The organism is Streptomyces yangpuensis (assembly GCF_001005295.1).
GTDB lineage: Bacteria > Actinomycetota > Actinomycetes > Streptomycetales > Streptomycetaceae > Streptomyces > Streptomyces yangpuensis.
This window is the reverse complement of record NZ_LBMK01000011.1, coordinates 64,270-76,843: the sequence shown is the minus strand read 5'-3', so window position 1 is coordinate 76,843 and position 12,574 is coordinate 64,270. Positions and strand designations below refer to the sequence as shown.

12 protein-coding genes and 1 pseudogene are annotated in these 12,574 nt (G+C 71.4%); 6 read left to right on the top strand and 7 right to left on the bottom strand.

Annotation, left to right across the window (positions count from 1 at the left end; all coding sequences use genetic code 11):
- Window positions 1–13: 13 nt before the first annotated feature.
- Both AAT21_RS33185 and AAT21_RS33180 read right to left on the bottom strand, forming a co-directional pair.
- On the bottom strand, window positions 14–271 hold the full coding sequence (locus AAT21_RS33185) for an acyl carrier protein (RefSeq protein ID WP_046780688.1): 258 nt from the start codon (window positions 269–271) through the stop codon (window positions 14–16).
- Window positions 272–283: 12 nt separating this feature from the next.
- Window positions 284–1,474: a SchA/CurD-like domain-containing protein gene (locus tag AAT21_RS33180; RefSeq protein ID WP_046780687.1), complete on the bottom strand. Its 1,191-nt coding sequence runs from the start codon at window positions 1,472–1,474 to the stop codon at window positions 284–286.
- A gap of 146 nt (window positions 1,475–1,620) precedes the next feature.
- Between AAT21_RS33180 and AAT21_RS33175 the strand changes: the two genes are divergently transcribed.
- Entirely contained in the window at window positions 1,621–3,273 is a 1,653-nt protein-coding gene (locus tag AAT21_RS33175) for an FAD-dependent oxidoreductase (RefSeq protein ID WP_046780686.1), read from the top strand.
- A 64-nt stretch (window positions 3,274–3,337) separates the two neighbouring features.
- Here AAT21_RS33175 and AAT21_RS33170 read toward each other — a convergent pair whose 3' ends face one another.
- The 3 genes from AAT21_RS33170 to AAT21_RS33160 form a co-directional block, all read right to left on the bottom strand.
- On the bottom strand, window positions 3,338–3,895 hold the full coding sequence (locus tag AAT21_RS33170; RefSeq protein ID WP_157879831.1) for a hypothetical protein: 558 nt from the start codon (window positions 3,893–3,895) through the stop codon (window positions 3,338–3,340).
- A 275-nt stretch (window positions 3,896–4,170) separates the two neighbouring features.
- Window positions 4,171–4,836, bottom strand: coding sequence for a TetR/AcrR family transcriptional regulator (locus AAT21_RS33165; protein ID WP_079026129.1), 666 nt, complete (start codon window positions 4,834–4,836; stop codon window positions 4,171–4,173).
- 141 nt (window positions 4,837–4,977) lie between these two features.
- Complete coding sequence (locus AAT21_RS33160; protein ID WP_046780684.1) at window positions 4,978–7,044, bottom strand: galactose-binding domain-containing protein; 2,067 nt, start codon at window positions 7,042–7,044, stop codon at window positions 4,978–4,980.
- Between the two features lie 255 nt (window positions 7,045–7,299).
- Here AAT21_RS33160 and AAT21_RS33155 point away from each other — a divergent pair, with 255 nt between their 5' ends.
- A complete protein-coding gene (locus tag AAT21_RS33155) occupies window positions 7,300–7,584 on the top strand; it encodes a hypothetical protein (protein WP_046780683.1) in 285 nt (94 codons plus the stop codon).
- 99 nt (window positions 7,585–7,683) lie between these two features.
- Here AAT21_RS33155 and AAT21_RS33150 read toward each other — a convergent pair whose 3' ends face one another.
- Complete coding sequence (locus AAT21_RS33150) at window positions 7,684–8,892, bottom strand: serine hydrolase domain-containing protein (RefSeq protein WP_046780682.1); 1,209 nt, start codon at window positions 8,890–8,892, stop codon at window positions 7,684–7,686.
- 389 nt (window positions 8,893–9,281) lie between these two features.
- On the opposite strand from AAT21_RS33150, the gene AAT21_RS33145 reads away from it, so the two are divergent.
- Entirely contained in the window at window positions 9,282–9,638 is a 357-nt protein-coding gene (locus AAT21_RS33145) for a zinc ribbon domain-containing protein YjdM (RefSeq protein WP_046780681.1), read from the top strand.
- 271 nt (window positions 9,639–9,909) lie between these two features.
- Here AAT21_RS33145 and AAT21_RS33140 read toward each other — a convergent pair whose 3' ends face one another.
- Window positions 9,910–10,635 carry a ScbA/BarX family gamma-butyrolactone biosynthesis protein gene (locus AAT21_RS33140; protein ID WP_052758096.1) on the bottom strand — a complete coding sequence of 242 codons (726 nt, stop codon included), beginning with the start codon at window positions 10,633–10,635 and terminating at the stop codon, window positions 9,910–9,912.
- A 52-nt stretch (window positions 10,636–10,687) separates the two neighbouring features.
- Here AAT21_RS33140 and AAT21_RS33135 point away from each other — a divergent pair, with 52 nt between their 5' ends.
- The 3 genes and pseudogenes from AAT21_RS33135 to AAT21_RS39560 all read left to right on the top strand — a co-directional run bounded on the left by AAT21_RS33135 (window position 10,688) and on the right by AAT21_RS39560 (window position 12,350).
- Window positions 10,688–11,371 (top strand): ScbR family autoregulator-binding transcription factor, encoded by a 684-nt coding sequence (locus AAT21_RS33135; protein ID WP_079026128.1) that lies wholly within the window; start codon window positions 10,688–10,690, stop codon window positions 11,369–11,371.
- 17 nt (window positions 11,372–11,388) lie between these two features.
- Window positions 11,389–11,733, top strand: a pseudogene (locus AAT21_RS39565) (SDR family oxidoreductase); the annotation flags it as partial.
- Between the two features lie 62 nt (window positions 11,734–11,795).
- Window positions 11,796–12,350, top strand: a complete 555-nt coding sequence (locus AAT21_RS39560; RefSeq protein ID WP_052758095.1) for an NAD-dependent epimerase/dehydratase family protein — start codon at window positions 11,796–11,798, stop codon at window positions 12,348–12,350.
- Window positions 12,351–12,574 lie beyond the last annotated feature (224 nt).

Genomic DNA, 12,574 nt, shown 5'->3' with positions numbered 1-12,574 from the left:
CCGCCCGGACGCCTCAGGTTCCGGCCGTCAGGGCATTGTTGACGAGGTCGAGGAACTCGCGCGGCGACTTGCACTGGTCCGCCCCGGCGGGGAGGGGCCGGCCGTGCCGGTTCTCCAGTTCGCCGACGATGCCGAGCAGTCCCAGGGAGTCGAGCCCCCATTCGTCGAACTGCGCGTCGGGCCGGCTCGCCATCACGGCGGGGTCGACGGCGATGCCCGCACCCTTCTTCATCAGCGCGGCCAGTTCTTCCACGGTCAGTCGGTCGGTCATGGCGGGCTTCTCCTAGGCTCGGGCCGGCGAACGCCGGTCGGTGATCAGGCGCATCTCGGAACGCTCCAGGAAGCGCGAGATCTCCTGGTGGGTGGTGGGGACGCCGTCCTTGGCGCTGTCGAGCAGCCGCGCGAGCACCGCCGCCTTGTGGCCGCCCTCGACGCCGAGCGTCAGAGCCGGCCGGGCGTCGTGCGGACCGCGCAGGTCGAGGAGACGCACGACGACGTCGTCGCGCTGGAAGACGGTGCTCGCCTCGATCGGGCTCGACGCGTCGTCCACGGCCGCCTCGTCCTGTGCGGCGAGCAGCCGGGCGAGCTCCGTGCCGCAGCCCTTCTTGGCGGGATAGAACAGCGCGTGCCGTTCGAGTTCCGTGCCCTCACCGCTGCCGGCCGCCACATGGTGCACCGCGGGCAGCGCGGCACGGGTGAAGAAGGTCCGGGCCGAACCGGGGTCGCTGAGATCGCGGTCCTGCTCCAGATACGGGTTGATGGCCTCCTCCAGCGCTCTGACCTCAGGCTGCAGGGCCACGTGGCGCAGCGCCGCGAGGAGGTCGCCCTCGACCTCCACGGCCCGTACGACGCGGTTGCCGTGCATGAACAGCGAGGTGCGCCGCAGCCGGGTGTGCTCGTCGACCTGCGCCTGCGGGGACGCGTACCCGCTCAGCAGCTCCGCCACGACGGCCTCGCTGCCCGGCTTGACCGTGAAGGTCAGCGCGTGGCGGACCACACCGTCCCCGCGCCGCGGGGCGACCTGGAGGCGGCCCCTGGACCGGTCCGGGCCGTCCGCGGAAGCGGGGGCGAAGGCGGAGCCGGCGGGCGGGCCGGAGGGGAAGGCCGCGGCGGCGGCACCGGGACCGTGGTCCCGGCCGGTCTCCCGCAGCACGCTGAACCGCAGCGAGCGGGTGTCCCGTACGCAGCCGTGCAGGGGCTGGACCGACGCGACGTGCTCCTCGCTGTTGACCCAGGCCAGGAACCGCGGCGCGCTCTCCCACTCGCTGGTGATCAGCCACTGGGACGGATTCTCGATCGACTGGCACAGCTCGTCCCGGATGTGCCCGGGCACGGAGGAGACCTGCTTGTGGAGGTCCTCGTAGACCTCCAGGAACTGGTTCTGCGCACCGTCGTACAGATCCAGCAGCAGCACGACCCGAAGTCTCGAGTCGTCGAAGGCGGACTGGGATATCCGTTCCGACAAGGTTGTCATCGTTCACACTCCTTCGAGACCACACGGTCGCCACGGGCGGCGCCACCCGAACCGATCGTGGTCCGATAGCGCCGTCGGCGCGAGAGGAGAGAACCAAGCGGGTGAACGGGCGAGGGAACCCCTCTCGCACAGGGCATGGAAGATCCATGAAGGAAAACGTCGACCACCGCGTCCCGGTCCTCATCGTGGGCGGCTCGCTGGTGGGCCTGTGCACCTCGCTGTTCCTCGGCCGTCATGGCATCACGCACATGCTGGTCGAGAAGCACGCGGGAACCTCGCTGCACCCGCGCGGACGCGGTATCAACGTACGGACGATGGAGCTGTTCCGGGTCGCCCGGGTCGAGGACCGGATCCGTGCGGCCGCCTCGGTCCTGGCGGACAACCACGGCATCCTGCAGGGCGGCTCGCTGACCGGCGACGACCAGGAGTGGCTGTTCGAACAGATCGACCCGGGTGGCGCCCTGGCGCGGTTCAGCCCGTCGACCTGGTGCCTGTGCAGCCAGAACGACATCGAGCCGGTCCTGATGTCCGTGACCCCGACGCTCGGGGCCGACCTGCGGTTCTCCACCGAACTGCTCTCCTTCGAACAGGACGAGAGCGGGGTGACCGCGCTCGTGAAGAACCGGGAGACCGGGGAGCACACCACGGTGCGCGCCGACTACCTGGTCGCCGCCGACGGGCCGCGCAGCCCCGTGCGCGAACAGCTCCGGATCGGCCAGAGCGGCCCCGGCGACCTGTTCCACAACGTGAGCATCACCTTCCGGTCCCGCGCGCTCGCGGACGTGATCGGCGACAAGCGCTTCATCGTCTGCTACCTGACCAAGCCCGACGCCGACGGCGCCCTGCTGCCCGTCGACAACCGCGAGCGGTGGGTCTTCCACGCGCCGTGGCACCCCGACCGGGGCGAGACGCTGGAGGACTTCACCGACGAACGCTGCGTCGAGCACATCCGACGGGCCGTCGGCGCGCCCGATCTGGACGTCGAGATCACCGGGAAGGCGCCGTGGCACGCCGCCGAGCGCGTCGCCCAGCGGTACGTGGCCGGCCGGGTCTTCCTCGCCGGGGACTCCGCCCACGAGATGTCACCCACCGGGGCGTTCGGCTCCAACACCGGTATCCAGGACGCGCACAACCTCGCCTGGAAGATCGCCGCCGTGCTGGGCGGCGCGGCGGGCCCGGGGCTGCTGGAGACCTACGAGGCCGAGCGGCTCCCGGTGGCGCGGGCGACGAGCGAGCGGGCCTCGGCCCGTTCCGCCGAGCACAGCCACCCGGGGTACGAGCCGGACCCCGACTCCGCCACCGGGACACCGGCGCGCGGCCCGCAGAGCGGCGTCCTCTCCGTGGCCATGGGGTACGGGTACGGCCAGGGCGCGGTCGTGGGAGCCGACCCGGAACTGCCGGTCGTGCCCGAACGGATGCGGCTGTGCGGCGACCCGGGCACGCGCGCCCCGCACCTGTGGCTCCGCGACCCGGCGGCAGGGAAGCGGAAGTCGACCGTCGACCTCTACGAACGGTCCTTCGTCCTGCTCAGCTCCGAGGGCACCCCGTGGAGCGGAGCGGCCGGCCCGGTCGCCAAGCGGCTGAACGTACGCCTGGACGCCTACGCGATCGGCACCGGCCCGGAGGCCGACCTGATCCCGGAGGACGGCGGCGACTGGGCCGAGGCGCACGGCACCACCGAGGCCGGAGCGGTCCTCGTCCGCCCGGACGGCTTCGTGGCCTGGCGCTCGGCGGGGGCGGTGGCGGACCCGGAGTCGGTCCTCTACAAGGTCCTCACGACCGTGCTGCACCGCCACTGACACCCGGCCCGAAGGCGCCCCTCCGGCACCTTCGGGCCGGATCGGCCGGACCAGCCGGATCGGTTCACGGGATCACCGTCGAACCGAGCTCACCGGGCTTCTTCGGTATCCAGGGCGCCACGGCGGTGGCCTCGGCGGGGTCCGGCTCCCTCATGTCCACTCCCCAGCCGTCCCTGGCCCCCGGCGATGCGGGCAGGACGTAGATCTGTTTGACCTGACCGGTGTCGTGCAGATAGAGCACGACGGTCTGGCGGTACGAGCCCTCGTCGTAGAACTCGGCGGTGACCTTCCCGCCCGCGCCCTTCCGGAAGGCGGCGATCCAGTTCTCGGCGGTCTTCTGCGCGGCGGCCCTGCCCTCCTCGTCGGCGGTCAGGGCCGCCAGCGCGTCGGTCTTCCCGTCGGCGATCCGCCACACCACCTGCTGGGTGATCTCCAACGTGCCGGTGGACGGGTACCCGACCACGGCGAGCGGCGGGTGGCTGCCGTAGTCCCCGGCGTACTCCGCCTCGGCGGCGCCGTACTCCGGCGAGCAGCCGGTCAGCACACCGAGGACCACAGCGGCGGCGAGAACGCCCCGGGTTCCTCTCCCACGACGTCGTGCCGCGGGGAAACGCGCAGTCATACTTCCTCGGTCCTTCTGCGAGCGCCCGGTGTTCGGGGCAGGAGGGGAGCAACCTAGGCCCTGTCGTCACCCCATGGCACCGGACACCGCGGGCCTGGCCGACGCTACTTCGACGACAGAACCTAGCGCCCCGACCGGGCAGGACCCTCGCGCGTCTCATGACGGCTTCCGGATGCTGGACAACCGCACCCGTCGGCGGGGAGGGGCATCTCCTCCGGCCGGCAGCCGGTTCGCCCCGTGCGCCGGGCGGGATGCGCCTGACGGGTGGCGGCTCCTCAGACGGACAGCGGCGGACCGGCGTACTCCTGTGCGGGGGGCCGGTCCCCGTCCCGCTCGGCGGTGTCGGCTGCGGTGTCGGTGAGCCCCGCGACATGGTCGGTGATCATGTCGAGGATGGCCGCCGAGACCGCGGCGTCGCCGAGCACGAGGTGGTTGAGGGTGAGCCCGTCCGTCATGGCGGCCAGGTAGCGGGCCAGTACGTGCACCGGTACGCGCAGTTCGAAGGGCATGAGCAGGCGGAGCTGCTCGATGAGCTCGGTGTAGGTGTCGGAGTACAGCTCGTACTGGCGTCGCGCGAGGTGCTCGAACCCGGGCCGGCGCAGGGCGTACTGCGTGAGCTCGTAGGTGAGCATGTGCTCGCCCGGGTTGGCGGCCACGTGGTCCCAGTACGCCTGGAAACCGGCCCGGATGGTCTCCCGGAGGGTGGCCCTGGGCCGGATGGCCTCCCTCGCCACGGTGATGCCGTGCTCGGTGATCGCCACGATGACGGACTCCAGCAGAGCCTGCTTGGAGTCGAAGCAGTAGTGGAAGACGCTCAGGGACACGCCCGCCTCGGCGCAGATCGAGCGCGTCGTCGCGCTGCCGACGCCGTCGCGGGCCATGACGCGGATCGCCGCCTCGGTCAGCTGCCGACGTCGCTCGGCCGACGGCATCCGTGCCATGGGCGTTCGTTCCCTTCGTTCCGTGCGGTTCGTTCCGTGCGGTGTGGTGCGTTGGTGCTGCCGGGCAAAGGCGGCTAAGACGGCCGGGGCCGGCCGGATCGGCGGATCCGGCCGGCCCCGGCCGCGGTCACGCGAGCGGCGTCAGCTGCTGTAGACGCCGACCTCGTGGAGCGAGTAGCCCCACTTGGTGCCGCGCTGCACCCCGTGGACGCGTACGTAGCGGGCGGTGGTGCCGGTGAACAGGGCCGTGTCCAGACCGCCGTCACCGGTGGTGGTGGACCATGCGGACTGCCAGTTCGTGCCGTCGCCCGACAGCTCGATGCGGTAGGCCTGCCCGTGCGCCCGCTCCCAGTCGAGGGTGACGCGCTTGACCAGGTTCGCGGCGCCGAGGTCGACCTGGATCCACTGGTCGTCGCTCCAGTCGCTCGCCCAGCGCGTGCCCGTGTTCCCGTCGACGGCCCGGGACGGGGCGTAGCTGGTGAACGGGTTCCACTCCGACGAGCTGGCCGTGGCCGGTGCGCCCGCGGCGAGGTTCACCCCGGCCTTGTGCTTCTCGGACGACCCCCAGGTGGTGAGGTAGGACTCGGCCCCGCGGAAGAGGTCGTCGACCACGTCCTGGCCGCCGACGATCCGGAGGTCCTCGATCCAGTCCGGGACCAAGCCGTAGTGCGAGGCGCCGTCGGTGTTGAGGTCCCAGGTGCGCTGTCCGGTGGTCTGCCTGTCGATGACGGAGCCGCCGTCGACGCTGGTGAACGGGTAGCGCACCGGGTTCGGGGTGTCGGCGCCGCGCGGGGCGGGCCAGCCGCCGACGCCGTTCATGTCGGTGCCGTAGCCGTAGCCGACGTTGTACTTGTCGCGCAGCGCGTTCTTGGCCTTGGCCTCGGCGCTGAAGCCCTCGGCTCCGCCCATGTACTGGGCGACGAACCCGCCGAGCTTGTAGAGCCGCTCGGTCCAGTTGTCGTCCATCCAGCTGTGCGAGGAGATGATGCCCGGGTAGGACTCGGACTCCAGGATGTCGAAGGCCCGCCCGGCGGCCTTGACGCTCATGTGGTCGATCTCCAGCATCATCTTGCGTTTCATCATGCCGCGCACGGCGTACTCACCCAGGTCGGTCAGACCGCGGGTGTTGCACTGCGCGTCCGCCGCGTACGAGGGCACGGACACGCCCGCCGGGAGCTCCTTCTGCGCCGCGGGAGCGGCCGCGAGCCCGATGGGATTGTCGTGCTGGGGGCCGGTGCACTTCTCCGTCTTCCAGAAGGTGCCGGTCGACAGGAACTGGCCGACGTTGATCGCGGTGCCGAGCGCGCCCTGGTCGAAGCGGACACCGCACAGGGCGTTGTCGAACTTGTGGCAGAGGAACATGCTGCGCACGCCCAGCCGGTGCAGTTCGTCGAGGCCCCGGTCGATGTCCTCCTTGCTGCACTGCGCGAAGTCCAGGATCTGCTTGCAGCCGAACGGCTCGGAGGTCTCGACGCCGAGGACGACCGCCATCTTGCCCTGCTTGACGACCTCACGGGCCTGGGCGGAGTCGGTGACGATCCGGAACCAGCCCTTTCCGGGGCCGCCGTACATCTTGTCGATGTAGGCCTGCATGTCGTACGTCTTCTGCGCTTCGAGCCGGATGGCCGTCATCTCGTCGCAGCTGCGGTCCTTGAAGAAGTAGACCGAGCAGATCACGCCGTTGGTGACGAGGTCGTTGACGAGGACGCGCTGGCCGCCGCGCCAGGCCCGTTCGACCCAGGCGTAGTAGTTCTGCTGGTGGGTGAGCGAGTCATGGGCGGGCCAGTCCTTGAAGGTGGGCCAGCCGTTCGGGTCGTGCTTGCCGTCGCCGCCCTTGGTGATGAAGTCGAAGATCGCCAGGGTGCCGTCGGGGTAGTGCTCGGGGCAGTCCTTGAGCGCGTCGGCCACGCCCATGTCGGAGAAGGGCTTGCCGCAGATGAGACGCCCGCCGAAGCCCTCGTTGGACATCAGGTGGTCGTGGGCGTCGACGAAACCGCGGACCTTGCCCTGGGAGTCGGTGCCCTTGAAAGGCTCACCGGTGATGTTGATGTCGGAGTCGGGTGCGGGCCGCGCCACCGGATTCCACCAGCCGGGGTCGTCGGCGGCGGAGCTCGGCACGGGGCCGAGCACCATCGCCACCACGGCGAGGAGCAATGACAGGACCGCGAGGGGGCTGCGCCTGGGGTTCTTGTGTCGGGAAATGGTCATCACTCACGTCTTCGGTCAGCGGATGGCGCGGTGGAGGAGCCGGATCCGTTCCGGGCGCGACGGCCACAGGGGTGCTGACTTGTCATGAACCCGCAAACGGTGCACCGAGAATCGCCACTGGCGCCGACGGAGTCAAGAGTCCGGGACAGATGACCTGATGATTCGTCAGACGGCTTTCCGGAGGGAGCGGGTATGCGGCGGACGGCCCGGCGTGGCCGGACGGCGGGAGGCGCCGGGACGGCCTACCGTCGGGTCATGAGCGCGATGGCCGTGGTGTACGAGGTGGAGGACCCGATGACGGCGCACGCCGGCGGGACCGCGGGAGGCGGCGCCGAGGTGACCGTCGTACGGGTGCACGCGGCGCCCGTGGCACCCGGCAGGCCCGGTGTCCCCGGCCCGCGGACGTTCTGCGGCAGGGACACCTTCGCGATGCGAGCCGCCCCGCGGCAGCCCGCGGGCCAGCCCGGCCCGGCGTGGTACGACGCCGGGTACGCGGACCGGGTCTGCCCCGCCTGCGACGACGTGGTGGGCACCGGCTGAGGGACCGGAGCGGCACCGGCTGAGCAACCGGAGCGGCACCGGCTGAGGGGCCGGGGTGCACCGGATGAAGGGCCGGGGCGGGACCCGGCCGCGCGGGCGTCAGCGCGCGTTGTGCTCGGGCAGGTCCCTCTCGGCCGGGGTGAAGCCGAAGCCGCGGGCGCCCTTCTTCTCGGTCTGCTTGCCGCAGAACGCCGCTTCGAGGGTGCCGCCGAGCGCCGTGTTGGCCGCACCCCGGTTCGAGGTGTTCGCCATCGCGGAGAGGCTGCGCCGGCCGTCACGCGTGGAGAAGGCGTAGGTGTAGAAGCCCTGCACGGTGCCCGTGTGCCCGTAGACCGACGTGCCGCAGGAGAGGTCGTAGCGGCGCAGGCCCAGGCCGTAGAACCGGGTGTTCGTGGTGTCCGTCGGGGTGGCGGTCACCATGGCGTCCAGCAGCTTCGGGGACAGCAGCCGGCCCCCGAGCAGCGCCGAGGTGAAGGTGTTCAGATCAGCCGGGCTGGAGATCACCGCTCCGGCGGACTGGGCCCACGACACCGTCTGCTCGGTGGAGTCGACCAGTGGTGCGCCGGCCTCGTCGGGGTGGAGGTAGCCGCGGGTGTGCAGCCCCTTGATCCTGGTGTCGGGGTGCACGTACGTGGTGTCGCGCAGGCCCAGCGGCTTGAAGATACGCCGCTCGTACTCCTTGCCCACCCGGTTGCCGGTGACCTTCTCGATCAGCATGCCGACGACGACGAAGTTGGTGTTCGAGTACTTGTACGCCACGCCCGGCTCGGTCGTCCTGGGCTCGCGCAGCGAGAGGTCGAGCAGCTCCTGGTAGCTGAACACCCGGTTGCGCACGGCCTCGAAGCCGGGAACGGTCTGCTCGAACATGGCGTCGGTGTAGTCCGCGAGACCGCTGCGGTGGGTCAGCAGGTGGCGCACGGTGATCCGGTCGTCGGGCAGCAGGCCGGGCAGGTGGCGGTTGACCGGGCTGTCCAGGTCGATCTTCTTCTCACCGACCAGCTGGAGCAGGACCACGGAGGAGAAGGTCTTGCTGACACTGCCGACCCGGAAGCGGGCCTTCGGGTCCATGGCCGCGCCCGTGGTCCTGTCGCGCACGCCGACGGCCCGGGTGCTGACGCCGTCGGGGCCGCTGAAGCGGGCCATGGCACCGGGCGCTCCGGCGGCCGTGGTGTTGCGCAGCGCCTGGGACAGCGCTTCGAGGTCGGGGGTGGTCGCGGCGGCCCGGGCGGTGGTCGCCGGGGCGACCGCGGCGGTCACGGCGAGCAGGGCGGCGGTCAGGGCGAGGCGTCGGTTCAGGGGCAGCGGCACGGTGCTGGTTCCTCTGGTCGGTGATCGGTCGGCAGGGAGCGGCGGGACGTCGCGGCCGGCCGGTCGGCCGACCGGCGCGGCCGTGACGCACCCACAAAGATCATCGGGCAGGAGGCGCGGGGGCGTGAGCGGCAACGCGCCGTTCTGCGAGGGCAGTTCCAGCAGGCGCAGGGCTTCCTGGCGCATTTCCGCCTTGCGTACCGTCCCGGTGACTTCGCCGCTGTGTCCCAGGACTGCGAGCGGCGGGCACGAGACCCACGCTTCGACTACACCCACCGTGTGGAGTGCGCGGCCGTGGGGTGGGCGAACCAGATCGGGCACGCCGAGTTCCCGCCGGGATCGGGCGTGCGGGTGACCTGGGGCGATGGCGACTGAAATATACTGGTGGGGTGACTGAGAACTCCCTGCCGGCCTGCCCCGAGTGCGCGGGTGCCTACGCCTACGAGATGGGCTCGCTGCTGATCTGCCCCGAGTGCGGGCACGAGTGGCCGCTCGCCGCCGCCGGACCGGACGAGGCCCCCGCGGAGCGGGTGATCAAGGACGCCGTCGGCAACATCCTGGCCGACGGTGACACTGTGACAGTGGTCAAGGGCCTGAAGGTCAAGGGCAGCCCGACCGGGATCAAGGCGGGCACCAAGGTGCGCAACATCCGCCTCGTCGACGGTGTGGACGGCCACGACATCGACTGCAGGATCGAGGGCTTCGGGCAGATGCAGCTCAAGTCCAGCGTGGTCCGCAAGGTCTGACGGGACAACGGAAGGCGCCTGCCGGGCACAGCCGGGCAGGCGCCTTCGTCGTACGCGTGGGAACGGTGTCGGCCTCCCCGGGGGAAGGTCAGGGCGTGGAGTACGCGCGCAGGGGCGCGGCCGCCGTGGTGGTGATCGTCGCCGTGGCGGTGAAGACGTCCTCGCCGTTCTGCCGGGCCACGACCCGCACCCGGTGCCGGCGGCCGTCCGGCGACGCCGTGCGGTCGGGGAGCGCGGTCGTCTCGATCCAGCAGGGCGAGTTCAGTTCCGCCTAGCGGAAGAATTGCATCTCCATGCCGGTCAGGACCCCGCGGCGGGGGAACGCGGAGGCGTACGCGGCCTGGCGTACGGCCTCCAGCAGCAGCATGCCCGGGGCGTGGTCGACGGGGTGGTCGAAGAGGACCGGATGGTTGATGTCGGCCCGCAGCTGGGCGCGGTGCAGGGAACTCGTGGGGGAGAGCAGCACGTCGTGGAAGCGGTCGCGGCACACCCGCCGGGGCGTCATCGGCGGCGGGAGCGGGATGACGCCGGCGGTGACCTGGTCGAGGTCGGCGTTTCCGCCGCTCAGGCGCCGGTACACGGCGTCGGGCTGGTTGGTGAATCCGGCCTCGGCGGTGCCGAGGAACTCCCCGTCGCGGGTGGCGGTGACGTGCATGGTCAGGCGTGCGAGCCTGCGGCCCCGGCGGGCGATGCCCGAGCAGCGGATGTGGAGCATGATGTCGGCCGGTCTCGAACCGACCACCAGCGCGGCCGGGTTGGTCGAGTAGCTGAACGTGTCCCAGATCTGGCGGTGACCGAAGGGCACGTCGTACGCCACGTGGCTGAGCAGCGGGATGGCCTGGCGGACGGATTCGGCCAGGAGCAGCGGGTCGTGGTGGCCCGCGTCGGGCGAGCAGAAGCTGTGGGCACGGGGCCACTGGGCGGTGACGACGTACTCGTCGGGAGCGACGGAACGCCATCCGGTGAGCAGGACTTCGGAGTGCGCGCTCTTGTGCACGTCCCTAAAATAAAGGATGTTCGTTTTTTTTGTCGAGAAGGATTAGGTGCTTATGTCAGAGCGGAAGCAGCAACGGGCCCCGCAACTCAGGGCAATTCAGACCAAGGCGGCCATCCTGCGCGCCGCAGCGGAGGTCTTCGACGAGTTCGGCTTCAGCGGAGCCAGCATCAGCAAGATCATGAAGCGGGCGGACGTCACGCAGGGCGGGATGTACTTCCACTTCGGCTCGAAGGAGGAACTCGCCTACGCCGTGATGGTCGGTCAGGGCGAGGGCCTGGAGTTCCCCGCCGGCGAGGACGGCCTCCAGCGGCTGGTGGACATCACGCTCTACCTCGCCGAGCAGCTCCGGCACAATCCCGTGCTCCGCGCCGGCGTACGACTGGCCGTGGAGCAGGGCGAGTTCGGCCTGCGCGACGACGTCGCCTACCAGGCCTGGGTGCTGGAGTTCCGCCAGCAGCTGCGCTTCGCCCGCGCCAAGGGCGAACTCCAGCCCGACGTCGACGACCACGAGCTGGCCTGGGTGCTGGTCAGCTCCTTCACCGGCGCCCAGCTCTTCTCCCAGGTCTCCACCGGCCGCGTCGACCTGCCGCAGCGCATCGCCTCGCTCTGGCGCTACCTGCTGCCCGCCGTCGCCACCGAGGACACGCGCAAGGGGCTGCGCCTGACACTGCCGGAGACCGGGCCGGAGCAGCCTGCGCAGCCCGACGCGGACCGGAAGCCGGAGCGGCAGGGTTGACCGGCCGTCAGGTCGTCGTGAACGGGGCGACGGGCTTCATCGGATCCGCGGTGCTGCGCCGCCTGGCCGGGCAGGATCCGGGGGCCGTGGCGCGGGCGGTGTCCCGTACGCAGGCCCGCGATACCGACGCCGATACCGACGCCGATACCGACGCCGTTGGCGGCGGGCGGCGGGTGGGCGCGGACCTGGCCGACCCGGCCTCGCTGCACGGGGTGTGCGAAGGCGCCGACGTCCTCCTGTCGCCGGCCTCCTACATCGGGCCGGACGCCGGCCGCTGCGAGGCGGTCAACGCCGTGGGGACCGCGGCGCTGATGGCCGAGGCACGGCGCGCGGGCGTGCGGCGCATCGTCCATCTGTCGACCTGCGCCGTCTACGGGACGGGACCGCATCGCGGCGCGGACGAGGCTGAGCTGCGCCCGCCCCGGTGTCGCCGGCCAGCAGCAGGCTGGCCGGGGAGGCGTCCGTACTCGACGCCGGGGGCCTGGTCCTGCGTGCGGGGCTGGTGTTGGGCCGGGGCGACCGATGGGTCGTACCGGCCCTCGCCGACGCGTTCCGGCGCGTACCGGCGCAGTGGGACGGGGGAGCGGGGTCAGGCTCCTTCGTCGATGTCGACGACCTGGCACGGCTCGTCGTGGCGTTCGCCCTCGGGGACGGCTCCGCCGCCGCGGCGAAGGGCGTCCTGCACGCCCATCACCCGGAGCCGGTCCGCAACCGGCACCTCATGGACGCGCTCGCCGGACACGGGGTGCTGCCGGAGCGGCCGGCCGCGGACTGGCCCTGGGACCGCTGCCTGGAGGCCCTGGACCGGGCCCCGGGCTGGGTGAGCGAACGGCAGTTCACGCTGCTGGCGCGCGACCACTGGTACCGCGCGGACGCGGCGTGGCGGCTCGCCGGCATCGAGCCGGGGCCGGGCCCGCTGGACCGGCTCGGCCCGGCGGCGCCCTGGTACCGGGAGAGGGGTGTGTTCCCTCCGGGGTGACGGCGATCTGCCAAAGCCTCAACGGGATGGGGGCGGACGGGCCGTGGCGGGGAAGGGGACGGGTAGCGTCCCGGACACAGCCGGTCCTGGCCATCCCGTTGACCCCGATGGAGGAGTGAAATGCCCGCAGATCTTTCGAGCATCGTCAAGGCGTATGACGTGCGTGGCGTTGTGCCGGACGAGTGGGACGAGTCGCTGGCGGAGCTGTTCGGTGCTGCTTTCGT

Excerpts from the sequence above, each read along its gene's own strand:
- AAT21_RS33180 (WP_046780687.1), bottom strand. The coding sequence starts at position 1,474 with ATGACAACCTTGTCGGAACGGATATCCCAGTCCGCCTTCGACGACTCG.
- AAT21_RS33135 (WP_079026128.1), top strand. The coding sequence starts at position 10,688 with ATGTCAGAGCGGAAGCAGCAACGGGCCCCGCAACTCAGGGCAATTCAG.
- AAT21_RS33185 (WP_046780688.1), bottom strand. The coding sequence starts at position 271 with ATGACCGACCGACTGACCGTGGAAGAACTGGCCGCGCTGATGAAGAAG.
- AAT21_RS33175 (WP_046780686.1), top strand. The coding sequence starts at position 1,621 with ATGAAGGAAAACGTCGACCACCGCGTCCCGGTCCTCATCGTGGGCGGC.
- AAT21_RS33170 (WP_157879831.1), bottom strand. The coding sequence starts at position 3,895 with ATGACTGCGCGTTTCCCCGCGGCACGACGTCGTGGGAGAGGAACCCGG.
- AAT21_RS33155 (WP_046780683.1), top strand. The coding sequence starts at position 7,300 with ATGAGCGCGATGGCCGTGGTGTACGAGGTGGAGGACCCGATGACGGCG.
- AAT21_RS33160 (WP_046780684.1), bottom strand. The coding sequence starts at position 7,044 with ATGACCATTTCCCGACACAAGAACCCCAGGCGCAGCCCCCTCGCGGTC.
- AAT21_RS33165 (WP_079026129.1), bottom strand. The coding sequence starts at position 4,836 with ATGGCACGGATGCCGTCGGCCGAGCGACGTCGGCAGCTGACCGAGGCG.